This is a genomic window from Acinetobacter sp. BIGb0196, assembly GCF_011759595.1.
Taxonomy (GTDB): domain Bacteria; phylum Pseudomonadota; class Gammaproteobacteria; order Pseudomonadales; family Moraxellaceae; genus Acinetobacter; species Acinetobacter guillouiae.
Genome location: NZ_JAAOZA010000001.1, coordinates 2019674 through 2041171, shown reverse-complemented (window position 1 = coordinate 2041171; position 21498 = coordinate 2019674). Strand labels below are relative to the sequence as shown.

Genomic DNA, 21498 nt, shown 5'->3' with positions numbered 1-21498 from the left:
GATTTATCCCCTTAGTCATCTTCTAAGATCATATCTAAGATTGCAGGCAACCATGCTGCCATATCTTCATCAGGATCTGGTTCACTTGGTTGAATCAGCGGGTCTAAAACACCTTTCGCACCCAATAATTTGTATTCATAACCATCTTTATGACCATCACCATCTGAGTCAGGATTATTTGGATCAGAACCAATAAAGCGTTCGATATAATCAGGTAAACCATCATCATCACTATCCACATAACTCTCTAACAAGCTCTTAATACCAAACTCAGCCCCTTCGAAATCATTCATCAAATCAAAGCCTTTACTGTTAGCATCTGGATAACGTTCTAAAGTTGCAACTAATTTTCCAGCAACATAAACATAGGCTTTGCTATAACCTGATTGATGGTTAATGTCATAGACCAGATTACCTGCTGAATCATAAACATAGTCAGTAATACCATCATCACGAACTGCGCGAACACGCAAACCATCTGTATTATAGATATAGCTTTCATTACCATTTTTACTGATACGATAGTAAGCATCATAATCTAAGGCACGGACGCCATCATTAGTGACATTACCCATCGCATCATAGCTAAAGTTATATGCTGAACCACTAACATTCGCTAAACGTGATGTGCCATTCACATAGTTATAAGTGTAGGAAGCAGGTGCAACGATTTGACTCTTAGAGGTAATATTGACTGAACTAATATCATCATTGTTATATAAATACTGATAACGTGCCTGATCAAGCTCAACCTGTTTCATTAAGCCTGTACCGAAACGGTCAATTGTGGCGTTATAGGTCGCACCACAATGATCACTCATTCTATTGATACGATTTAATGCATCATAACCATATCCAATATTCAGTAGGCATTTATTCAAACTGATAGAACTTACGCCAGTAGGCAAGCCATTGTTTGAGTACGAATACGTCCAAGCTACATCAGCATTTGCTTGTACAGATGTAAGTTGACTCAATATATTGTAGTTAAGCCCTTGAATTACACTAGGTATTGAATAGACTTCACCCAAAGCATTTTGATCTGACAAATTAACAGATTTGCCATTTGGATAAATAATTGAAACCACTTGGTTCAAGTTGTTATAACCAAATGTAGTGGTATAACCATAATTAGCATTATTGGAATTTATATTTTGTGTCAGTGTTACAACACGACCAAAACCATCACGACCATAGCCTTGTGAAGTACTGGCATTATTGGTTGAATTTAAACGTCCTGCTAAGCTATAACCATAATTGGTGGTTATACCGCGCCAAGCGCGAGAACGAATCAAATCATTGATTGGATAATATTCAATTGTTTCGACTGAACCATCTTGATGGCTAATGGTTTTAATTCGCCCAGTCGCATCATAACCATAACCCTTTTGCCCATTGATACTATTGTCTTTTTCGGTCGCCAATGTGCCATTACTGTTATAGGTATAACTTTGTGTTGAAGCACCTGAAGTTGCAATTGTTGGTTTTAATAAACCTAAATTATATTCAGTTGAGGTTGTAAATACAGAACCATCACCGCCTTTACGACTGACCAGTGTTTTTAGATTTGCACTAAAATCGCCAGCAGCCAAATAATCAGTTTCAGTGACACCATAAGCATCTGTTGTTAATGCAATAGCACCGTTACGCCCACCACATGATTGATAGCAGTAGTTTACGGTTACGCCATTATCAATTACAGTTTTTGGTCGGTCAAAGACATCATAACTTGTAGAAATCCCCTCACTTGTACTTCCAGTAGATGGATTTGAACTAAAGATTACATTTCCAAAAGCATCATATTCACTTGAATTTACTACCGCCTTATTTGGTGTATTTGCAGTAGAATAGATCAGTAAACCATCACCATTATATTTTTCAGTTTTGTTATAACTTGCGCCATTTTGCATGGTTCTTACAATGTCTAAGCCATTGTAATCAATAGTTGTATAGCTTAAACCAATAACTGGTTTTTCAACTTTTAAACGACCTGCATCGTCATATTGGTTTTGTGAACGAACACCATCTGCATCTGTATGGAAAATAATATTACCAAAGTCATCGATCACATTGGTTTCTAGGCCACCATTGGCTAAACGAATATTGGCAGGTACACCTTTTTTATAGGCAGAGTATTGAGTAATTTGTTGACCATTACCCACATCAACTTCCATTGGTAAGCCTGTATGTTTATCTCCTGCAACATAGCTTGAAAAACAACTAGCAAATTTTGACCAAGCAAAATCAGTAAGGTTACCTAGACATGAACTAAATGAAACGGTTTCATATTTAAACTTGGTGATACGTCCTTCTTTACTTTCTGTTTTGATCGCACCTTGAACATCATATTCAATAGATTGTGTTGTATACCCAGCTGATGTCTTTTGGCGAGGTAAACCTGTAATCCAAGGCAAGCTACTATCATTGACTGAAGCATTTGCAGGGTCAGCATTAAAATAAGCAATACTAACACTTGGTAATGAAGTTGAACTTGCACCTTTTAGACCTGTAGATTCAATCGTTTGAGCATTACCATATTGGTCAAAATCTCGATAAGTTGTGCCATAAGCACCATGATGATTAACTGTTTTTTTAGACATTCGAACCAATAAAACATCTTCATTATCAGTGTAATTATCATTGGTTGTTTTTGGTTTTTGACCAATAAGATTTAATGTCACCCATTCATAAACTTCTGTACGAGCATCAATCGTTACTTTTTTAAGTAATCCATGTAAGAAGCTTTCTGCAATCCCACCTTCGAAAGCATTCATCACATAAGCATATGCCTTTGTCAGACCTGTAGTTACATCCTTGGTTGTTACTGTTGTAGTTTGTTCTTTAGCTTCTTTATTACGGCTATATGCATAGGTAATTTGCAATGGATTGACATCAGCACCAGTATAATAAGAACTTGTCACTTTATAGGATTTAGTTTCAGCAAATCCTGGGCGGGATTCATTGATGAGTGAATATGTCCAATAAACAGATTTAGTATTGACTAAGCCATTTGAAGAACTCTTATAGTAATGAATATTTGTTAAATCACTGTAGAACCAGAGAAAGTCTTGCGCAGTCATACTCGTCGATGCTGGTGTGGCATTACCAACAATTCGATAAGGACCACCATAACCATAATTTATAGCATCACCTGTAATATAACCTGCTGCTTGTAAATAAATAAACGCAGAATTGTTGTCTTGAAAAGCTCCTATCGTCCCACCTGTTGGTATTGTGTCTGTCAATTTATAATTTGAAAGATTTTTTTGGCTCGTGTAATTATAAGAAGTCCATTCTTTATATGAACCATTGATATATCTAAGAATTTTCTTAAGGGTTATATCCCCCGAAATATTATCAAATTGGCTTTCATCAGTATTCTCAATTCCACTTTGGCTCTTTACATAATTGAGTACAAGTTCAGGCGTATTTTCATTAACAATTTTTCCATCCAGCAGATGTTGTACTGACTTTAGAAAAAATTTATTTGTATAATTAAACCCATTATAAATCAGGGTATTGGTTTTTTTATTAAAATAATTAAGCTGATAAGCTTCATTAAATTGATTTTCTATTTTTGAAGCATAGATTGATACACGCCCAGGAATATATTCGCTTCCAAAGAATGAAGTAAAACCTGTCTGGTTTTCTCGATTTTCACCAGGAAAATAATAAGTAACACCATTATTTGATCTTACTACAAAATCTTTTCCTGAATTTGTACAACTAATATACCAATTGTCTTGAGATATATATTTTGCAGATTGAGGGTATCCCGCAACACCTGTTTTAATAGGATAAAAAGTTATGTTTTTTTGATTAGGAAGATATAAGCTTATTGGTCTTTGTCTTGGATCAACATTGGATGAGGTATTAAGAGTTGAAGTTTGAGTAATTCCATTTAGCAACATTGGAGATTTAATCTTTTCAATATTATGATAGTAAAGATAACCTATGATTACTTGTCTAATAGCGGCATCCATTAGTACATTATTTGTTTGAACAGTAAATGAGGAATTTACTGCCAAACTATCTAAAACTATGGTTAAGTTTCCATTAGTTAGCCTAGTGCCATTAACAGAAATTGTTACCTGTCCTGTCTGCAATACATTTGTTATACTTTGTCTATATTTCGCTTTTTCAGTGGTTGCTTGGCTTGAAGTAACGGATATAGCATTCACGTTATTTTTAAAAGCACTAAATAACTGGAATTGTAAATTAGATGTAGCATTTTGTGCTTGTTGTTTATTGTATTGCGCATTTGCATCACCCGTTAAGCTTCCAAAATATTGTACTAAATTTATAATTGTATTTAATGTTTGGTTAGCTAATGTTGCATTCGCTTGATTTACATATGTTTGCTCAATTTTACTTCTGAAACTTGAATTGGTAAGCGAAGCTGTAAAAGCAGGCCTTCCTGAACTATTATTAGTTGCATCACCATTTGCTTCACATATGCCAGCACCACTATCACCTTGGAGTTTAGTTGACGGTCCCGTCATCATCACTAATCTTGGTGACTCTAACTCCCAGTTCCCCATAGAGCGAAAACCATTATTTACCTTTCCATATGAACGAGACAAGGTGAAATTTAGTCCCCGCTCTCCTTTTAATGTGACTTCGGGTACATCATAAACAAGGTTACCACTCATTAAATCGACATAACCATTGGGTGTTTTTTCTTGTCCTGTATCGCCTACACTTTGATCTGATGGAAAAGATGTCATTGCAACAGACCAGTCTATAGGACCTGCATAAAGCATTGAACTCAATAGACTTAAAACAAAACTTAGTATTATTCTCATAAGTTGTTCCTATTAAAATATTATCTACTTTTTATGTTTATTTTTCTAAATTGAAACTGTGCTGATATCTTCTCCATCTCCCCAGCGATTACACGTACCAGCCCCATCAATAACTACTGTTTTATTAGTAGCCTTAGCCATCATTAGCATTGCCAACTGTCTTTTCCCTGCTGGGCTATTTTCATTTTTAATGATCATATATCCAAATGTTGCACATGTAGGTCTATTACCAGTTCTTTCTCCTACGATATAAACCCATATAAGCCCATCTTCATCTCTAACATTAATTGCAGAGACTTTTCCAGTATATGTACTGGCTAAAACATTTCCAGCAAACACTAGTTGAGACATCAACAAAACAAAGAACACTACTTTTTTCATTTTTAACCCTATTTACTTTTTTTAATAAGTTGTATATAAAAAATACATATTTTTAAGAAAAAATACATATTTTTAAGAAAAAATACAAGTTCAACACAAAATATTCACAATTCATCATGAGAGTGGAGAAAAATGTTAAGAAAAATCACAATTGTTCTTATTTTAATGACAGCAAATACTTCTTTATATGCTGCTGAGAATATTACATGTCGAAAAATTACCAGTATTGGTTGCCATCATGTAGACGGAACATGTTATGCAAGTTTGTCAGGGGAACCTTTTGGTAACACTTTGTCTTGTCCATATAAAAATGTAAATCAATTCCGTTTTGACGCTAGCACAACAAATGGAAAAAGGACATATGCCTCACTTTACGCAGCTTATTTAAGTAAGAAACTTGTAGATGTTTATTTAGATGGATGTTCATCAGATGGTAGACCATCTATCGTTTGGTTTCATATTTATTAATTTAGCAAGGTATTTTTATGAAAATTATAATTATTTTTATTAGTGCATTTTTCTGTAATCAGTGTTTTGCTCAGGTAGATTGTGGACCATATAAAGTAATGCAAATTCAAACACAAGAAACTGATTTATTAGCATTGCTTAAATCTTCAAATGGTCGAGAATCTTGGAAACAGATTGGTTCATGGTCAAAACCATCAACAAAGCCATACTTAGGTATCTTAATGCAAGCTTATGCAATGAAAAAGAATATAACTTTGCGTTATATACAGGACAATTATAATTGTGATGAAACTGATTATGTAACCGTACCATGGATGGTAAGAATGTGGTAATTCAAGAATTTTTTATACTTTGACATCATATACCACCGCACCAAAGATCTCTTCTTAAAAGGTGATGCTAATGAAAAAAATTATTTTTTTACTACTTATTTTAATTAATCAATCCGTTTTTTCGGCTGATATTATGTGCACAGGAAAAGTGAGTGGTGTGTCAATAAATCCACGTTCAGGTGGATTATTTGCTAACAGTGTTGGTGGTTTAAGCAGTCCCTTATTATGTAGTACATCAGCAACTTGGAATGAAATCTCTCCAGCGAATTGCAGTAAATTATTTGCTGTATTACTTACTGCTCAAATTACAAAGAAATCTGTAACTTTATATTTTTCCGGTACACAAAGTTGTTCAGATTTCCAACCATGGACTTTAGCTCAAGGGTTTTATCATTATATTTTAAATGATTAATTGACTATCGATAGGTTGCTAAATTCAAAAGTTAATTTTTAAAATAAGGTACTAAAACATGAAAAAAATTCTATTGCTCTCTGTGCTATTAACTCAACAAATTTTTGCAGCTGAGACATATGTATATGGAAATATGACATCTATCACAAGTGTTTCGGAAGGATTACTCATTCGGCTTGAATCAGGAAACCTTCCAACTGTTTGTAATGGCACTCCTTATGGTTGGTTGCTTATTCCTCAAACAAGTAAGGTCATTCTTGCTGTGACTTTGGCGCAGTGGTATCAAAAAAAGAGAGCTGTAGAAGTGTATGTTGAACCATATTCTGGCAATGGCTACTGTAAAGTGATTCAAGTACAACCAAAATAATAAACTTTAACCTTTATCCCATCATATAAAAATATGATGGGATTTTTTATAAAGCGCTATTTTAAAATGATATAAACACAATCTGATGCTGCATTTTATGCTGTCTGCAACAAATCCTGTTTCGAAAGCTGCTCTGCAACATCCAACAACAATTGCTCAGTCTTATTCCAACCCAAACAACCGTCTGTAACAGATTGACCATAAGTCATATCACAAGAGATTTTTTGATTACCATCCACCAAATGGCTTTCTAGCATTACACCACGTACATGGGTTACATGTCTTTCTTCAATAATTTGCTGTAAAACCAACGGTTGCTTTAAAGGATCTTTACTGCTGTTACCGTGACTACAATCAATCACCAATGCGGGTAATTTCCCTTGATGCTGCTGGCGGATCTGTTGGATCGATTCTGCATCATAATTTGTGCCCTTATTTGAACCACGTAAAATGATGTGTGCTAAAGGATTACCATGACTATGTACAATACAAGGCAATCCCTTTTGTCCCATGGCAAGAAATTGATGAGAATGACTTGCTGATTGAATTGCATCTAAAGCGATTTGAATCGAGCCATCTGTACCATTTTTAAAGCCAATACTAAAAGGCATATGACTTGAAATTTCACGATGAATTTGTGATTCACTGGTACGTGCACCAATTGCACCCCAAGCCAATAAATCATCAAAATATGCAGTTGCCATAGGGCTTAAAATTTCACTGGCGATTGGCAAGCCTTTTTCAATAATTTGTAAATACAATTGGCGTGATTTTTCTAAACCCAATTGCATATTGGCAGATCCATCTAAATTTGGATCGTATAAAAACCCTTTCCAGCCCACTGTTGTACGTGGCTTTTCGATATATGCACGCATCACTAGAAAGATCTGATCTGACACTTTTTCTTGTAATTGTATTAAGCGATCTGCGTATTCAAATGCGGATTTTTCATCATGAATAGAACATGGGCCAGTAATCACCAATAAACGTTCATCTGTACCATCGAGAATATTTTCAATTGTTTGGCGTTGCTCAGCGATTTGTAAAGCGAGCTTATGTTTTAATGCAAACTTTTCTTTTAACTCATAAGGCAAACTGAGTTGAGTTTCTATGGTTTGATTTTGTTGTAAAGCAATATTTAGTGCATTCATGATGTATTCCTTTGGACTCTACAAAGTCCGAACTTTTATTTGAGCGTATGGGATCTATTCAAATGGGCGATCAGGTTTTTCACTTGACCAAAGTAAGTCCAATAAAAGTTGCTAAAGTATACGTAGTTAAATTTCATCATGACATTCTCCAAAATCTTTACACTTAATTGATTCAAAATATTTTTAACATTCAGATATAAAAAAACCTGATCGGTGTTGCCGATCAGGTATTAACTTTGATGGGCAACCAATTCATTGCCCGAACGACTTCAGGCAATTATCTAAAGAATTGCCAGAAATAATAAGAAGTAGCAATTACAGGTTGCTTTTTCATCTTTATGTCGTTCATAAAAATCTATATTGAATTTACAATACCTGTAGTCTGTAGACTTTTCAAGCCCTTTTTTAAAGTTTTTCTATATTTTATGTATGGAATACAAATGATTGAGTTAAGGCACAATTTAACCCAATCATTGTTGTTAATCCAAAGCCCCTTACTGCAACATTTCTTGCACTTGTTCAGCACAAATCGCTTGGCTAAATAAGAAACCTTGGCCAAATTTACAGCCCACTGCTCTTAAATTTTCAAGCTGCTGAATCGTTTCAATCCCTTCTGCAATAATATCTAAAGAAAGAATTGGACCTAATTTTGCAATCCCTTCCACTATTGCTTTAATTGACTTTTCTTCATGCATACGATTTACAAAGTTATAGTCAATTTTTAAACTATCTACAGGGTAATCACGAATATGCGTCATCGATGAATGCCCTGTTCCAAAGTCATCTAAGGCAATCCGCACGCCTTCTTGTTTAAGTTTTTTTAACGCGCGAATGACATATTCATAGCCACGATCAGCCAAGACATGTTCAGTAATCTCGACTTCAACAAGATGATGTGGAATGGCATATTGGGTTAAGCGCTTTAATAAAATTTCGGCATAATTATCCCGCATAAACTCTACAGGTGAGGCATTGATTGAAATCGGTACAACGTTAAAGCCTTGCTTGATCCAATGGGAAATATCTGTAAATATTTTATCGTGCATGGTTTCGCTGATTTTGGTCGCTAACTCAAAATCATTAAATGCTTCAGCAACAGTCGCAGGTAAATAAACATTGCCCTCTACATCTCGCCATCTGAGTAATGCTTCAAAACCAATAATTGAGCAATCATCCAGTTTAACTTTAGGTTGGTAAAATGGTTCAATTTGATTGTTACGGATAATTTGGCGCGCTGTATTTAATTGCTTGGCTTTACTTTGGGCAATTTCAAACATGTCTACACCAAACATACGAATACCACCACGACCCCGTTCTTTAAGGTCATTTAAAGCAGCATCTGCACATTTCAACAATCCTGAACCATCTTTGGCATCATGCGGATAAATTGAACCGCCGATACTCATACCACCATTCAGCAATTTACCGCTATATGTAATAGGCGCATCTAGTTGTTGTAATAATTTTTTGGAAACTGCCTCGATCTGTGCATGACTTTCCACATGGTCAATCACCACCGCAAACTCATCACCCCCGAGTCTTGAGATATAGGCATTCTCATCTAAACAATGCGCGAGACGTTTAGACAAGACCTTAAGCAAATGATCACCAGCAGAATGACCTAATGTGTCATTGATATGCTTAAAATGATCTAAGTCAATCAGTAATAATCCAATTTTGCTTCGGTTCTCTCTGGCTTTAGAGATTGATGCCTTTAATCTTCTTTTAAATGCACGTCGATTCATCAAACTCGTCATTTCATCAAATTCACAGATCACTCTGAGTTTTTCTTCTGCAATGCGTTGTTTGGTTATATCTCGTGAAACACATAAAATACTGGTGGTTTGACCATTTTCATTGACAACAGGGGTTAAGATATTGTCCCAATACATGGTTAGATTACCAAAGACACTTTTACCTGCAAATCTAGCATTTTTCCCTTTTGCCGCTTCTTTAATGGCTTTTTTACCCTGCTCACGAACTTCTGGTGGCAATAGTCCGAGCCATTCCATACCAAAAGTTTTTACTTTTTCTTGTCCAAGCAGTGCAATACAGCCAGATTTATTCATATGTGACACATAACCATCTGGTGTAATAATTTTGATACAGTCGACACTGACATCAAGCATGTCTGTATTGGCTTTTAACGACTCGCTGGTTTCGCGTAATAACGTTGCACGATCATGGATATTGGTACAGGTTATGGTCCAATCAAAAAATTGTTGTTTATAAACCGTACTTTGAGCAATCAGTAAAAACCATTGATAGTCACCGTTCACATGACGGATACGACATTCTTTTTCAAAACGTTGACCGGTTTTCTGCGCGGTTATCCAAATATTATAGATATGTTCTGCATCATCAGGATGTAAGCATTTAATCCAATCGGAATCGCAAATATTATGTGTATCTACACCAATAAATTCTTTTAATGGGGTATTACAATAGCCAATCCCCAATTTTGTCACCCAAATAAGGTGTGGTATTAGATCTAAAGCTTCTTTGACTTCATTCAAAATTTGTGCAGATCGAGAAGTTATAGGCTTTGGAAATGAACCCACCTGATTCAAACTCGAATGCAAAGGTAAATAAATGCCTGCCATAAATTAATCCTATCTATCAACACAAAAATTAAGAAAAACCATCGTTCAAACTTATATGTATTTTAAATAACCACAGATTCTTGTTTAACCCAAGTGTCGAGTCGTTATTTTTTTAAAAAAACCATGTGATATAAGTCACACTTTAACCAATAAGTTTAAATTGTATACAATAACGTTTATAAAATCTATTCTTTTAAGTTCACAAGTATGTTTCAAATTTATGACAAACCCATGTTTGTTTAAATTATCCTTAAATATCAACTTGATAAATAAATTTTATCTTTTGTAATATCAGCAACCCTGCTCCCTCTTTTGGTTTTTTTAGAGAAACTCAATTCCCTCATCGAGTTCTGCACTTATTTATAATAATCTTAACAATATTCATAAAAAAATCAATCATTGCGTAATTTTCAAGCATATTAAAGAAAATTATTTTAAAAAACTAAATAAACAATCATGATTATTAAATCTAAAAATTATTGAATAAAAATTCAAATCATTATCATTTAATAAATATATTTTAATTTAAACAATTTACCTAAAATAATTTAAAGGTAATTTTAAATAACGAACACCATTCGTTTCAGGCTCAGGAAATTTACCAGCATTCATATTGATTTGAATGGCTGGAAGGATTAGTTTTGGCATAGACAATGTAGCATCACGTTGTTCTCGCAGAGCAATAAAGGCTTGTTTAGTCACTCCTGTATGGATGTGGATGTTTTCTTTACGTTGGGTATTGATGTCTGTTTGACAATGAAAATCTTGGCGTGATTCTGACAGGTAATCATGGCATAAATACAGCCGAGTATGCTCTGCTAAGTTAAAAATTTTCATTACAGAATCATAAAGTTGTGCCGCACTACCCTTTGGAAAATCACAACGCGCTGTGCCATAATCAGGCATAAACAAAGTATCACCAACAAAGGCTGCATCACCAATCACATAGGTCAAACAAGCGGGAGTATGACCAGGTGTAGGGAGATTATATGCCTCTAACTCGCCAATTTTAAAAATTTCATGATCTTTAAATAAATAATCAAATGAATGCTGTGCTTTTAAAGCCTCATAATCAAGATGATAAATTTGACTAAAAATATCTTGAACAGTCACAATTTTTTCACTCATGGCGATTTGACCGCCTAACTGTGCTTTTAAATATTGCGAAGCTGTTAAATGATCTGCATGTACATGTGTTTCAAGAATCCACTGCACTGTAAGATGATGTATTTGAATATACTGAATAATATGGTCTGCTTGTGTTGTCGATATTGTTGCAGATGCCGCATCATAATCCAATACACTGTCAATAATGGCACAATATTGAGTAGCAGGATCAACCACCACATAACTAAAGGTATTACTGGCTTCATCAAAAAAATCTTGTACAAATGGATTCATAAACAATTATGCTCCTGTCACTTTGCGATGAATCAATATGCCAAACAGCATGGCAACAATAAAATATAAGGCTTGATAATGACCTAAACCAATCAATGTAAATGCTGGTGCTGGACAAATTCCAGCAATTCCCCAACCTATACCAAAAATGAAAGCGCCTGCAACTAACTTTGTATCGAGTTGGGTATTTTTTGGTAATTCGATCACTTCATTAAACACAGTCACAGGATTACGTATCGCTTTTTGAAAAGGAATAAATGCAACGACTATTGCACCAATCATCACAAAAGCTAGACTTGGATCCCACTGGCCGAATATATCTAAGAAACCGATGACTTTTGCTGGATTCGACATACCTGAAAGCATTAAACCTACAGAAAATAGCCCGCCAAAGATAAATGCAAAGATATTTTTCATGGTTAAGCTCCAATCACATGGCGCATCACATACACAGTGATAAATCCAGCCAGCATAAAGGTACAGGTTGCGACAATTGAGCGTTTAGACAAACGACTTATCCCACAAATTCCATGACCACTGGTGCAGCCTGATCCTAATCGTGTGCCAAAGCCTACCAATAGACCTGCGCTGACAAGTAAAATTGGGCTTGTCGTTAGCATCACAATTTCAGGATTAAAAATCTGTTCATAGATAAATGGTGTGCTGAATAACCCCAATAAAAACCACAAAGCAGGTGTTTTAAAAATTCTGTGTGGATTGAGGACTTGTGCAATTAGACCACTTATCCCAGCAACACGACCATTTACAAATAAGTAGCCAACTACAGCCAGACCAAGTAGAACTCCACCCAAAAAGGCCAATATAAAATCATGCATTGCTTTAAATCCATACAATATATGTTTTTATAATATATACTTATTTAAATTAATCAACCTCATCTTCAGATAATGATATATAGAAATATGCAAATCAAAGGCATAACTGCAAATATAATCCCTATATGCTTTGCTAGAGAATTGCACAGCTTATTTTTTAGTTTTGATTTAAATCACTGAATGGCTTTAATCATATTTGTTAATAATAATTAACAACTTATAATTTATTTTAATTTTTAATATTTTGCCAATAGACTTCTTTCATCAGTCCTTTTTAAAACTATTAATCAAGATAAAATCCCCTTCATGCTAGCCTTATTCCAAAGTAAGAAGGAACTTTCAATACCAATATGTTTCACTCAACATGATCTTTTTTTGCTTTATAAAACAGATCTAATCATCAGATTAATTAAATTCATTCAATACTTTGTCTACAAACCATTTAGGGAAATACTCTACAACAGGATTTAGTTTTAGCACTTCAGCCTTTTCGATCTCTGCAATAAAAGCTGCTTTTTCACCGTGACTTGAATTATCAAAAATATATGCACGATCTGAAGCTTCAATTGCCAGCATCAATAAATCTAAACTGCGATAATAGCGCTCACAGATTTTCTGCACAGGTACAGCATGGCCACCTGTAGCGACCCGATATTGCACACGTCCAATATTAATTTTTGGGTCAACAGTTGCCACATAGTACAGATACGTTTTAAAGCCTTGTTTCTGTGCTTCACGTAGAAACTCAACTTTGCTGATATGCGACATAACAGTTTCAAAAGTGAAACTTATTTTTAATCTTAAAAATTCCATCCGAATAAAATCGATAATGCGTGCGCAAAGATAGGAGTCGATTTCATCTCGGTCAAATACAATGAGTCCATCAACAATTTGTGGTTTTAACGATAATAGCGGAACAACTTGGTCATTCTTTTTACGCTTTTTTTGTTTTAAAAATTTGAGTAGCGCTACGTTTGATAAATCATGATGATAATCATCTAAGCACAAACTTTGAGTCGCAGATAATTGTTTCTCAAGCTCATCTGCATTTAAATATGCCCCAATCTGATGGGGCGCTAAATAGTCTTTAATTGTGCTTTTACCTGATCCATTTGGACCAGCAAACATTCTTATTCTCGGCTGTCGCATATAGAGTTATGCCATCACCTGTTGTTTCTTTTTACGTTTTAACACACTGTGTTTAAGCTTTGGAACCACATAGGCAGAAGATAAATCTTCAACAACTTTGATTACACCATTGCTTTGTTGTACCAGCTGTTGATCTTTTACATAAGTGATTGTAGCGTTTGACTGACTTGCATGATTAAATGCCGCACTAAATGCATCTATAGCAAGCACTGGAATTGTTGCTTCCTCACGTAATGTCGTCTTCATTGCTGTAAATGTCGTCATGTCAAATATCCTCAGCTCGATTTTTAGCTGTAGTTACATCTTAACATATCACTTATTTTTGTCTATTTATTCAACTGTAAGCAGAGGAAATCTATTTCTGTAGAAAGTTAAAACAGAATGTGAAGATATATTCACAAAATTGATTTAGAAATTCATCAAAAAACATATGCTAAAAGCCATACGACAAGCTCTGACACAGTTATAATGTGTTAAATAATGGATGGAACCTACCGATGTCTAGTGATCTTGAAATTGATGTAATGCGTGAATCAGCTGCATCAGTCGTGACTATTTTAAAATCTTTAGCCAATACAGATCGCTTACTAATTTTATGCCATCTTGCTCAAGAAGAGTTAAATGTTTCACAAATAGAAGAAAAAACTCAGATTAATCAACCGACGCTTTCTCAACAATTGATGATGTTACGTAAAAGTGATGTTGTTTCAACACGTCGTGATGGGAAGCAAATTTATTATTCCATTAAAGATCAAAAACTGATGGTGGTATTAACAACCTTATATGATTTGTATTGCCCACAGGTTTAATACACATCTTAGCATCTAGATAAATTTAAAATAAAAACAAACAATTCATTATATAAGTTAGCTGTCGCTATTTTTCTTAGCATTTTTTCTGCATAATATATATTAAAATATGCTAATGAAGTTCCAATGGCTGCCCCAAAAGTTCAACTCAGTAAAATACTCCCTGCATGGCAATGGCTGCAAGACTATAATGTCCCTAAATTTAGGGCTGATCTACTTGCTGCTTTAATTGTCATTGCAATGCTTGTACCTCAAGGTATGGCTTATGCCATGGTTGCTGGGTTGCCTCCTGTGACTGGCTTATATGCCAGTATTTTACCCATGATCATCTATGCCATTGTTGGTGGCAGTCCAACGCTTTCTATTGGTCCTGTTGCGCTGATTTCCATGATGACCTTTGCGACGCTTGAACCGCTCTATGAGGTGGGTTCACCTGTATATATTCAAGCCGCATGTTTATTGGCACTTCTCGTCGGCATACTTTCAAGTTTACTGGGAATTTTTAGATTCGGCTTTTTAATCCGTTTAATCAGCCATCCTGTGATTAAGAGTTTTATCATCGCATCCGCAGTATTGATTGCACTCAGCCAAGTTAAGTTTATGCTCGATGTACCCTTAAAATCTGGTAATGTTATCGAGTTTATTCAAAGCCTATGGCTATACATTAGCTTTACCAATATTGAGACTTTGATTTTTGGTGTTTGTGCCATTCTGTTTTTGATTTACATCCCGGTTTTTTTTAAATCTAAGTTATGCCAATCTTTTGCACATTCTCTTCAATTCTGGGTGAAAGCACTGCCCTTGGTTCTGGTGTTTATTTCGATTGGGTTAATACATTTCCTGCATATAGACCAATTTGGTATCAAAACCGTAGGTGAGATTCCTTCGGGATTTCCACCAATTGCCATGCCTTACTGGCGTTGGGATTTAGTGATCCAGCTTTTACCCGGTGCAGCCATGATTACCATGGTGAGTTTTGTCGAATCTATTTCTATTGCACAGACCACAGCATTTCAACAACGTAGTGAGCTCAATAGTAATCAAGAGCTGATTGCACTGGGTTTAGCCAACTTTAGTGCAGGTGTCACGTCAGCATTTCCTGTGACTGGCAGTTTATCACGTACAGTGGTCAATGCAGATGCAGGCGCAAAAACGCCTATGGCTGGTGTTTTATCTTCAATTTTTATCGTGATTGTGAGTTTATATTTTACTGGTTTATTTAAACAACTTCCTTTAGCGATTCTCGCTGTCACCATTATGGTATCCATTTGGAAATTGGTTGATTTTAAACCCTTCATCGAAACATGGCGTTATTCCAAAGCCGATGGGATTGCGATGTGGGTTACATTCTTTGGGGTGTTGTGTATCGATATTTCAACAGGTTTGATTATTGGTATTGTTTCTACATTTTTATTGTTGTTATGGCGTATTAGCCGCCCCCATATTGCCGTCATTGGATTAGTTGAAGGCACGCAACATTTCCGCAATATTTCAAGACATGATGTTTTGACCAGTACCAATATTGTGTCTATTCGTATAGATGAAAATCTAAGTTTTTTAAATGCCAATACCTTAAAAGAATTTATCATTTTAGAAGTCAGTAAACACCCAGAACTACATCATGTAGTGATCAATTGCTCAAGTATTAGTAATATAGATGCAAGTGCTTTAGAAACTTTGGAAGAAATCAACAGCGATTTAAATAAATTAAAAATTCAAATGCATCTCACGGAAGTCAAAGGTCCAGTCATGGATCGTTTAAAACAGTCCAATTTAATTAAACAGCTCAGTGGAAATATTTATTTAACGCATTACCAAGCCATGCATCAATTGGATGCCCAAACTTTTAGTTAAATAATCGTTTAAATTATCAACATTTTTTATTATGATTGCTGAAAAAGCTATATATTTTTTAATATCTTAATTTTTATGGCGAAATTGTATTATTTAAGTTTTCGCTTTTAGGTATAGAATACGCGGCTTGTTCATCGATTTTAGACCAGTTTAGGCATAAAGGTTCAACATGTTTGCTGTCCTAGCACGTTTAAGTTTAGTTACTCGTATTCTTATTGCCATTATTCTTGGTTTTATAGTTGCGTATCTATTCCCCAATTCAGCCCAATATTTCATTATTTTCGGCGAGCTTTTTATTAAAGCATTAAAATCCATTGCACCAATTCTTGTATTTGTCTTGGTTCTCTCATCTATTGCTAACTTTAAAGTTGGTGAAGGCGCGAGCAACTTAAAACCAATTCTTGGATTATATGCAATTGGAATGTTACTGGCTGCGATTAGTGCCATTACGATAAGCACAATGTTTCCAAGTACTTTGGTTTTTGCACATGCAAGCGAAGTGACTTTACAGCCACCGGGTAGCGTAGCAGAAGTATTAAAAAACCTACTCCTCAGCTTTATTAGCAATCCAATAACAGCTTTGCATGAAGCAAATTTCATTGGCATTTTAGCTTGGGCTGTAGGCTTAGGTGCAGCACTTCGTCACGGTTCAGAAACCACTCAACAAGTGATTACAGATGTTGCGGATGCAATTAATGCCATCATTCGTGTAGTGATTGCATTTGCTCCTGTAGGAATCTTTGGCTTAGTTGTTGCTACATTTGCACAAGCAGGTTTAGAAACCTTAAAAAACTACGCCCAGTTAATTGCTGTACTTATTGGTACTATGCTTTTTGTAGCCCTCGTCATCAATCCATTGATTGTTGGTTTTGTGATGCGTAAAAACCCATATCCTTTGGTTTTAAAATGCTTAAGAGAAAGTGGAATCACTGCATTCTTTACCCGTAGTTCTGCGGCAAATATTCCAGTAAACCTTGACTTGGCAAAACGCTTAGGGGTAAATGACACCACTGCTAACGTTGCAATCCCATTAGGTGCAACAATTAATATGGCAGGTGCAGCGGTAACAATTACCGTGCTCACCCTTGCTGCTGTGCATACACTTGGTATTCAAGTTGATATCGTCACTATGGTGATCTTATCTGTGGTTTCTGTGGTAACAGCTTGTGGTGCGTCTGGTGTTGCTGGTGGTTCTTTGTTGTTAATTCCTGTGGCTTGTGGTTTATTTGGTATTCCTTCAGAAATCTCAATGCAAGTGATTGCAATTGGTATGGTGATTAGTGTGCTTCAAGACTCAACAGAAACAGCATTGAATTCCTCGACTGATGTCTTATTTACAGCAGCAGTTGATCTTTCTAAAAAGTAATATACAAGGTATATGAATAAAAAGAAGGAATTATGCCTCTACAGTATTTGCCCGTTTGGATTCAACTAGGTGCGTTTATGCTTGCAGTCAATGCAGGCATAATTAATGTGCTTGGTTTGATTACCGTCCTTCATCAATCCATCTCTCATATGACGGGCAATGCCAGTTTATTTGCGCAAGCATTGATTCATCAACAATATGATCATGTACTTTACCTTTTCTTGGTCATGCTCAGTTATGTGATTGGATCAAGTTATAGTGGCTTTATTTTAGGCAATAGCAATTTTAAACTGGGTCGTAGATATGGTGTTCCGCTCAGTCTTGTCAGTGTGTTTATCTTGCTTTGCTGGTTATTTATTCCTTATTATCCAAAATATGCTTTACTTTGGGCAAGTACCGCAATGGGAATGCAAAATGCCATGGTCAGCCACTATAAAGGCACAATTATCCGCACTACACATCTTTCAGGGGTTTTAACCGATCTTGGTTTGGCTTTAGGCTATCTTTTTCGGGGACTCGGTATTGAAAAGCGCCGTGTCACATTGCATTTTTTGATTCTTTGCGGATTTATTCTGGGTGGGCTGATTGCCAGTATCGTGTATCCTTATTTACAATTAAATTCATTCCTTATCCCTGCTGGATTAAGTTTAATACTCAGCTTAACGTATTGGTTTATTTATTTTCGGCATGGTTCGAAACACATTTAATGGTTGGTTATTGTTATGGTCAAAAACGCATTGCAAGCACAGTTACTCAAAGCTGGCTTAGTGGATAATAAAAAAGCAAAGAAATTGTCAAAGCAGGCACAGCATGAGCAACGTACAGGTCAGAGTAATGAAGCTGAGCTTAAAGCTAAAATTGAACAAGACAAACAAGAGAAAATCAGTAAAGACCAAGCGCTGAATCAAGAGAAACAACGCATTTTAGATGAAAAAGCCTTAAAAGCTTCAATTATCCAAATGATTGGTCAACATAAAATCACAGATACAGATGGCGATGCGGTCTATCAGTTTATCGATGGTTCGGTTAAGAAAATCTATATCAATCAGCAAGTTTATAATGCCCTAGTTTCAGGCAGTTTGGTGATCGCACATGACAATAATGATGCTTACGCAATTTTACCCAAAGCTTTGGGTGAACGTATCAATGAAAAAATGACTGGATTTATTATTGTCAATAATTCTGAGAAGAATGAACAAGTGACAGATGAGGAAGATCCTTATGCTGCTTATGTTATTCCAGATGACTTGATGTGGTAATCCTCTGTTCTATTTTTCAGTTTATATTTTTAGAAATTTCATCAGCCTAATGCTTCACTCATTAGGCTTTTTTTTGATTTAAATAAAATAAATTCAGCATTAAATTTTTTTTATCCATGCCCTTTTCCTCAAAATTTCTACATAATTGTGCGCTAATCTTACGCGAAATTACATAAATGGAACGATGCAACATGCACCGTACAAAACTTTACTGGGGTACATTGAGTACTTTAAGCCTTGCTATATTCGCCATCACCTCTGCAAGCCTTGCAAATGATGAAACGACAGCTACAAATAAAACTACTGAAGCGACTCAACTTAAACAAAATGAATCACCAAAACAATTAAAAACCTTGGTTTTTGCAGCGGAACAAACGCCTGCTAAAGATCCTGATATCAGTGCGGTCGCTAAAACCATTGTGACACGTGAAGAAATGCTGCAATTCGGCGATCAATCGATCAATGATGCTTTAAGACGTGCAGCAGGTTTTCAAATGCCAACACCAGGACAAGGACCACGTGGATCAAGCGGTTCTGGCAGCATGCGTTTTCGTGGTGGTGGCGCACCAGTATTTTTGATTAATGGTGAAGCTGTGCAAGGCGGACCACGCGGTGGTATGTCTATTGTTGACTCGATTACACCTGAAATGATTGAACGAATTGAAATCACCAAACAACCTAGTGTAGCTCAAGCCTCAGTTGCATCTTCTGCAGTGATCAATATCATTTTAAAAGAACCCTTAGACGATGCTCGAATCAGTGGCAATGTTAAATTAGGATATGGCATCACCCAATCGGATCAAAAAGAAGAACAACGTAAAAATATCAGTGTACAAGCTGATGGGCGTGATGGTGCATGGATTTATAGTGTTTCAGCCAATCAAATGTGGAATGACAGTAAATCAAGCACAGAAATTGAAAATATAAATGGTACACGCCAACAAATACGCAGTACCAATCGTACAAATACCATGTTTGCACCACGTATTGAATATCAAATTGATGATCAACAAAAACTGGTTTCAGAAATTTTTTATCGTAAGAATGAAAGTGATGGCTCTAGCAGTAATCAAGTTCAAAATGATCAGAATGACAGTATTCGTTTAAACACCCGATATGAGCGTAAAGATAAAGGTGACTCAGACAAAGTCCGCTTGTCTATTGAAAAACAAAATGAAACTGAATCCACTCGTTCCAATCAATACAGTTCTTATATTGATGAAACTGTGAATGAATACGGCTTAGCGTATGATGGGGTACGCAAGTTTGATGAAAGCAAACAAGTAAAATTTGGACTTGATGCGCGTGCCAATGAATTAGCAAGCAATATTGCTGATACATTAGATGAGCAACGTTATGCACTTTATTTAGAAAGCAGTTGGAAGTTTACAAAACACCAAACCCTTACCTTGGGTGCACGTCAGGAATGGTTAGAGCGTTCAGGTTTGGTTGAATATAGTGATCAAAACCTAAGCCCTGTACTTGCACATCGTTTTGACTTTAATGATCAATGGTCTTTGCAAACCAATATTAGCCGAGCTTTTAAAAGTCCAAATAGTAACAATCTCATGCCGACTGTTTCCATTTCAACAGATGCTGATGCAGGCTCTATCAATAACCCAGACCGTGGTGGTAATCCCAATCTTCGACCTGAAAAGATCACCGCACTGGAAACGACTTTGGGCTATAACACTACTGCAGGTGGCGTAAATATTACGGCTTTTCATCGAGATATTGATGACTATATCGAAAAAGTGATTCGTCAAGAAGGCACACGCTTTGTTGAACGTCCGTATAACCAAGATCAAGCAACAACCTATGGTGTCGAAGTTTCTGGTCGCTATGCCTTAAAACAAACTGATAATGGTCATTCATTTATGCTGAATGGACAATTATCGACAGTACGCGCCAAAATCGAAGACTCAGACCACAATACACGTTTAGCCAGCGATGTTGCCCCTTATACAGCAAGTACAGGCGTTTCATACAATTACCAGCCTTGGCAATTGGCAAGCAGTATTAATCTAAGCTACACGCCAGAATTTACCCGCGCTTTAGACAATCTTCCCTATGATCGTACAAGCAACAAACGTGTAAATGTTGATATTAGTGCGACAAAACGCTTCCCTAAAGGCTGGGCAACGACACTGAGTGCTCGTAATATTTTGAGTACAGATTATAAAGAGCGCTTAAATAATCAAAGTGATGGTGCTTTATATGAAGCTCGGGTCAATGATGCTATTCCAAGTTTCTTGTTCAGTGTAGAGAAAAAATTCTAATCTTGATTAGTATAGATGTATATAAA

At 35.8% G+C, this 21498-nt stretch carries 19 protein-coding genes; 10 read left to right on the top strand and 9 right to left on the bottom strand.

What is annotated here, in order from left to right:
- Positions 1–11 precede the first annotated feature (11 nt).
- Together FHR28_RS09230 and FHR28_RS09225 are read right to left on the bottom strand one after the other, a co-directional pair.
- Positions 12–4805, bottom strand: coding sequence for an RHS repeat protein (locus tag FHR28_RS09230; protein ID WP_166782448.1), 4794 nt, complete (start codon positions 4803–4805; stop codon positions 12–14).
- Positions 4806–4850: 45 nt separating this feature from the next.
- A complete protein-coding gene (locus tag FHR28_RS09225; protein ID WP_166782447.1) occupies positions 4851–5186 on the bottom strand; it encodes a hypothetical protein in 336 nt (111 codons plus the stop codon).
- Between the two features lie 132 nt (positions 5187–5318).
- Between FHR28_RS09225 and FHR28_RS09220 the strand changes: the two genes are divergently transcribed.
- The 4 genes from FHR28_RS09220 to FHR28_RS09205 all read left to right on the top strand — a co-directional run bounded on the left by FHR28_RS09220 (position 5319) and on the right by FHR28_RS09205 (position 6765).
- A complete protein-coding gene (locus FHR28_RS09220) occupies positions 5319–5654 on the top strand; it encodes a hypothetical protein (protein WP_166782446.1) in 336 nt (111 codons plus the stop codon).
- Positions 5655–5671: 17 nt separating this feature from the next.
- Positions 5672–5986, top strand: a complete 315-nt coding sequence (locus FHR28_RS09215; protein ID WP_166782445.1) for a hypothetical protein — start codon at positions 5672–5674, stop codon at positions 5984–5986.
- 70 nt (positions 5987–6056) lie between these two features.
- Positions 6057–6398 (top strand): hypothetical protein, encoded by a 342-nt coding sequence (locus tag FHR28_RS09210; RefSeq protein WP_166782444.1) that lies wholly within the window; start codon positions 6057–6059, stop codon positions 6396–6398.
- Positions 6399–6456: 58 nt separating this feature from the next.
- A complete protein-coding gene (locus tag FHR28_RS09205) occupies positions 6457–6765 on the top strand; it encodes an ABC transporter ATP-binding protein (protein ID WP_166782443.1) in 309 nt (102 codons plus the stop codon).
- 95 nt (positions 6766–6860) lie between these two features.
- Here the strand turns inward: FHR28_RS09205 and FHR28_RS09200 are convergent, their stop codons facing one another.
- The 7 genes from FHR28_RS09200 to FHR28_RS09170 all read right to left on the bottom strand — a co-directional run bounded on the left by FHR28_RS09200 (position 6861) and on the right by FHR28_RS09170 (position 14169).
- Positions 6861–7916, bottom strand: a complete 1056-nt coding sequence (locus FHR28_RS09200) for a 3-deoxy-7-phosphoheptulonate synthase (RefSeq protein ID WP_166782442.1) — start codon at positions 7914–7916, stop codon at positions 6861–6863.
- 494 nt (positions 7917–8410) lie between these two features.
- Entirely contained in the window at positions 8411–10519 is a 2109-nt protein-coding gene (locus FHR28_RS09195; protein ID WP_166782441.1) for an EAL and GGDEF domain-containing protein, read from the bottom strand.
- 534 nt (positions 10520–11053) lie between these two features.
- Positions 11054–11920 carry an MBL fold metallo-hydrolase gene (locus FHR28_RS09190; RefSeq protein WP_166782440.1) on the bottom strand — a complete coding sequence of 289 codons (867 nt, stop codon included), beginning with the start codon at positions 11918–11920 and terminating at the stop codon, positions 11054–11056.
- A gap of 6 nt (positions 11921–11926) precedes the next feature.
- Positions 11927–12337, bottom strand: coding sequence for a DUF6691 family protein (locus tag FHR28_RS09185; protein WP_105712561.1), 411 nt, complete (start codon positions 12335–12337; stop codon positions 11927–11929).
- 2 nt (positions 12338–12339) lie between these two features.
- Positions 12340–12756 carry a YeeE/YedE family protein gene (locus FHR28_RS09180; RefSeq protein WP_166782439.1) on the bottom strand — a complete coding sequence of 139 codons (417 nt, stop codon included), beginning with the start codon at positions 12754–12756 and terminating at the stop codon, positions 12340–12342.
- Between the two features lie 405 nt (positions 12757–13161).
- Positions 13162–13905 (bottom strand): zeta toxin, encoded by a 744-nt coding sequence (locus FHR28_RS09175; protein ID WP_166782438.1) that lies wholly within the window; start codon positions 13903–13905, stop codon positions 13162–13164.
- 6 nt (positions 13906–13911) lie between these two features.
- Positions 13912–14169 carry a hypothetical protein gene (locus FHR28_RS09170; RefSeq protein WP_166782437.1) on the bottom strand — a complete coding sequence of 86 codons (258 nt, stop codon included), beginning with the start codon at positions 14167–14169 and terminating at the stop codon, positions 13912–13914.
- A 233-nt stretch (positions 14170–14402) separates the two neighbouring features.
- On the opposite strand from FHR28_RS09170, the gene FHR28_RS09165 reads away from it, so the two are divergent.
- The 6 genes from FHR28_RS09165 to FHR28_RS09140 all read left to right on the top strand — a co-directional run bounded on the left by FHR28_RS09165 (position 14403) and on the right by FHR28_RS09140 (position 21472).
- On the top strand, positions 14403–14714 hold the full coding sequence (locus FHR28_RS09165; RefSeq protein WP_154130264.1) for an ArsR/SmtB family transcription factor: 312 nt from the start codon (positions 14403–14405) through the stop codon (positions 14712–14714).
- A 126-nt stretch (positions 14715–14840) separates the two neighbouring features.
- Entirely contained in the window at positions 14841–16568 is a 1728-nt protein-coding gene (locus FHR28_RS09160) for a SulP family inorganic anion transporter (protein WP_166782436.1), read from the top strand.
- A gap of 169 nt (positions 16569–16737) precedes the next feature.
- Positions 16738–17934 (top strand): serine/threonine transporter SstT, encoded by a 1197-nt coding sequence (gene sstT / locus FHR28_RS09155; RefSeq protein ID WP_166782435.1) that lies wholly within the window; start codon positions 16738–16740, stop codon positions 17932–17934.
- Between the two features lie 32 nt (positions 17935–17966).
- The gene (locus FHR28_RS09150) at positions 17967–18641 is read left to right on the top strand and encodes a YoaK family protein (protein WP_004720212.1); all 675 of its coding nucleotides are present in this window, start codon (positions 17967–17969) and stop codon (positions 18639–18641) included.
- 15 nt (positions 18642–18656) lie between these two features.
- Positions 18657–19193, top strand: coding sequence for a DUF2058 domain-containing protein (locus tag FHR28_RS09145; RefSeq protein WP_004821753.1), 537 nt, complete (start codon positions 18657–18659; stop codon positions 19191–19193).
- 191 nt (positions 19194–19384) lie between these two features.
- A complete protein-coding gene (locus FHR28_RS09140) occupies positions 19385–21472 on the top strand; it encodes a TonB-dependent receptor plug domain-containing protein (protein WP_166782434.1) in 2088 nt (695 codons plus the stop codon).
- The last annotated feature ends 26 nt before the right edge of the window (positions 21473–21498 follow it).

Coding starts and splice junctions, on each gene's coding strand:
- FHR28_RS09230 (WP_166782448.1), bottom strand. CDS start 4,805: ATGAGAATAATACTAAGTTTTGTTTTAAGTCTATTGAGTTCAATGCTT.
- FHR28_RS09225 (WP_166782447.1), bottom strand. CDS start 5,186: ATGAAAAAAGTAGTGTTCTTTGTTTTGTTGATGTCTCAACTAGTGTTT.
- FHR28_RS09220 (WP_166782446.1), top strand. CDS start 5,319: ATGTTAAGAAAAATCACAATTGTTCTTATTTTAATGACAGCAAATACT.
- FHR28_RS09215 (WP_166782445.1), top strand. CDS start 5,672: ATGAAAATTATAATTATTTTTATTAGTGCATTTTTCTGTAATCAGTGT.
- FHR28_RS09210 (WP_166782444.1), top strand. CDS start 6,057: ATGAAAAAAATTATTTTTTTACTACTTATTTTAATTAATCAATCCGTT.
- FHR28_RS09205 (WP_166782443.1), top strand. CDS start 6,457: ATGAAAAAAATTCTATTGCTCTCTGTGCTATTAACTCAACAAATTTTT.
- FHR28_RS09200 (WP_166782442.1), bottom strand. CDS start 7,916: ATGAATGCACTAAATATTGCTTTACAACAAAATCAAACCATAGAAACT.
- FHR28_RS09195 (WP_166782441.1), bottom strand. CDS start 10,519: ATGGCAGGCATTTATTTACCTTTGCATTCGAGTTTGAATCAGGTGGGT.
- FHR28_RS09190 (WP_166782440.1), bottom strand. CDS start 11,920: ATGAATCCATTTGTACAAGATTTTTTTGATGAAGCCAGTAATACCTTT.
- FHR28_RS09185 (WP_105712561.1), bottom strand. CDS start 12,337: ATGAAAAATATCTTTGCATTTATCTTTGGCGGGCTATTTTCTGTAGGT.
- FHR28_RS09180 (WP_166782439.1), bottom strand. CDS start 12,756: ATGCATGATTTTATATTGGCCTTTTTGGGTGGAGTTCTACTTGGTCTG.
- FHR28_RS09175 (WP_166782438.1), bottom strand. CDS start 13,905: ATGCGACAGCCGAGAATAAGAATGTTTGCTGGTCCAAATGGATCAGGT.
- FHR28_RS09170 (WP_166782437.1), bottom strand. CDS start 14,169: ATGACGACATTTACAGCAATGAAGACGACATTACGTGAGGAAGCAACA.
- FHR28_RS09165 (WP_154130264.1), top strand. CDS start 14,403: ATGTCTAGTGATCTTGAAATTGATGTAATGCGTGAATCAGCTGCATCA.
- FHR28_RS09160 (WP_166782436.1), top strand. CDS start 14,841: ATGGCTGCCCCAAAAGTTCAACTCAGTAAAATACTCCCTGCATGGCAA.
- sstT (WP_166782435.1), top strand. CDS start 16,738: ATGTTTGCTGTCCTAGCACGTTTAAGTTTAGTTACTCGTATTCTTATT.
- FHR28_RS09150 (WP_004720212.1), top strand. CDS start 17,967: ATGCCTCTACAGTATTTGCCCGTTTGGATTCAACTAGGTGCGTTTATG.
- FHR28_RS09145 (WP_004821753.1), top strand. CDS start 18,657: ATGGTCAAAAACGCATTGCAAGCACAGTTACTCAAAGCTGGCTTAGTG.
- FHR28_RS09140 (WP_166782434.1), top strand. CDS start 19,385: ATGCACCGTACAAAACTTTACTGGGGTACATTGAGTACTTTAAGCCTT.